2 protein-coding genes and 1 pseudogene are annotated in these 1,849 nt (G+C 54.7%); 1 reads left to right on the forward strand and 2 read right to left on the reverse strand.

What is annotated here, in order from left to right; translation table 11 throughout:
* Both B3M52_RS08315 and B3M52_RS08320 read right to left on the reverse strand, forming a co-directional pair.
* Positions 1 to 368, reverse strand: a 368-nt coding sequence (locus B3M52_RS08315; RefSeq protein WP_286749395.1) for an S-adenosylmethionine synthetase N-terminal domain-containing protein, incomplete at its 3' end; no start/stop codon positions are given.
* A gap of 148 nt (positions 369 to 516) precedes the next feature.
* Positions 517 to 1,518, reverse strand: a complete 1,002-nt coding sequence (locus B3M52_RS08320; RefSeq protein WP_136633559.1) for a metalloregulator ArsR/SmtB family transcription factor — start codon at positions 1,516 to 1,518, stop codon at positions 517 to 519.
* A 245-nt stretch (positions 1,519 to 1,763) separates the two neighbouring features.
* Here B3M52_RS08320 and B3M52_RS08325 point away from each other — a divergent pair.
* Positions 1,764 to 1,849 (forward strand): annotated as a pseudogene (locus B3M52_RS08325) (transketolase); the annotation flags it as partial.

Consider the following 1,849-nt stretch of genomic DNA (forward strand, 5'->3'; position numbering starts at 1 on the left):
AGGCCCTGGTCGCCGGCGCCCTGGTCTTCCGGCTTCTGGCGGTCAACACCCTGGGCGATGTCCACGGACTGCTTGCCGATGATGTTGATAATGCCGCAGGTGTCACCGTCGTAGCCCACGGTAGAGGAGGTGTAGCCGATGTCCTTGATCACGCCGCGCACCAGGTCTTCCAGATCCACCCAGGCGCTGGTGGTGATTTCCCCACCGACGATAGCGACCCCGGTCTTTACCATGGTTTCGCACGCAACCCGGGCATGGGGGTCATCAACCAGAATGGCGTCGAGGACGGCATCGGAAATCTGGTCAGCCAATTTATCAGGGTGGCCTTCAGAGACCGATTCGGAGGTAAAGACGCTGTAATCAGACATAGGGTTGCTCCTCTGTGAGCGTTGCAAATTCGGGCCGGCAATGGATTTTTGATTGAAGCCGGCAGTTGTGATGTTGGTATCGTAAATCAGTTTTCAGAGTCTGCATATTTCTATATCAAAAAAAATTGATACAGTTTTTATTTCTGTCCTATGTGGACTCTGCGGTTTTCCAGAATTCTCTCACCTGCACCTGGAAGCCGTTTCTCAGCCCGATGAACAGCGACTCACCAGCAACCAGGCCTGCATCGGTGGCCCAACTGGTAAGCTCTTCCGGTTCAAAGCCCAGCCACAGATCGCCGCAGGCTTCCTTCGCCCAATCCTGGTCATGGCTGCACAGATCGCTGACGAACAGGCAACCTCCGGCGTTCATCAATGCTGAGGCATCGAGAAAAATGTCCGCGGGGCTGGGTACGTGGTGTAGGACCATGTTGGCCACCACCAGATCAAAATCGTCACCACGAGCCAACAGGTTGTCGGTGACACCTTCAATCAGATCGACATTGTTCAGACGTTCTTCGATGCAGGTACGGGTGGCCTTGGCCAGCATGTCGCGGGAGTTATCCAGTGCCACCACGTGCCTGCAGATCTTCGAGAGCACCGGCAGGAATGCACCTTCACCGGAACCGATTTCCAGGGCCGTTTTCCAGTCATGACGCTCGGAACGATTACGAATCAGGTTCGCCACCGGTTCGGCGTAGAGGTCAAACGCGGCAATGAGTTCCTGTTGCTCCCGGAATTTTTCGGCGTAACGGGAGAAGAAGGCCTGGGACTGGTCCGCGCGCTGATTGCGGATGGCTTCGATCTTTTCCTGCAGATGCTCAGGCAGCGGAATACGGTCCACGCTCTGGAAAACCTGGCGGATGGTCTGGTCCGTCAGCTTGTCGCTTTCGAGGTTCAGGGGGCGCCGGTAGAAAATGGCGTTGCCTTCCCGCTGGGGTTCCAGCAGTCCTGCCTTGTGCATCACCTTCAAATGATGGCTCATGCCCGACTGGCGCATCTCGAAGAGCTGGCTCAGCTCCAGTACGCCAAAGGTGTCCCGACGCAACACCCGCAGAATCTCCAGGCGTAACGGGTCACCGCTCGCTTTGAAGATCGGTGCCAGGGCGTCCACGGAGGACAGGTCAGTTGCAGGTGTGGTCATGGATGTCATGGGAAAGAAGTGTAGGCATGTCTTTCCGGGCAATCAACATCTATATCAAAATAAATTGATATAGATTTAGATCTGTTTGAAAAATCAGATAAAATTTCTGTGCAAAAATTCCGGCGTTGAAAACATCCGTAAAACTTCCATAAAAAGAGTGTCGCCGATTTGCCCCGGTGGTCACTAATCGGCGAAAATACGCGCCTTCTTTTTAACCGTTCACCTTTTGCCGACCAAAAACTGGAGAAACGTCAATGCCGTCTCGCACAGATCTCGCCAACGCCATTCGCGCGCTGAGCATGGATGCGGTTCAGAAAGCCAAATCCGGCCACCCGGGCGC

It is taken from the genome of Marinobacter sp. UBA2688, from assembly GCF_002352785.1.
Classification (GTDB): domain Bacteria; phylum Pseudomonadota; class Gammaproteobacteria; order Pseudomonadales; family Oleiphilaceae; genus Marinobacter; species Marinobacter salarius.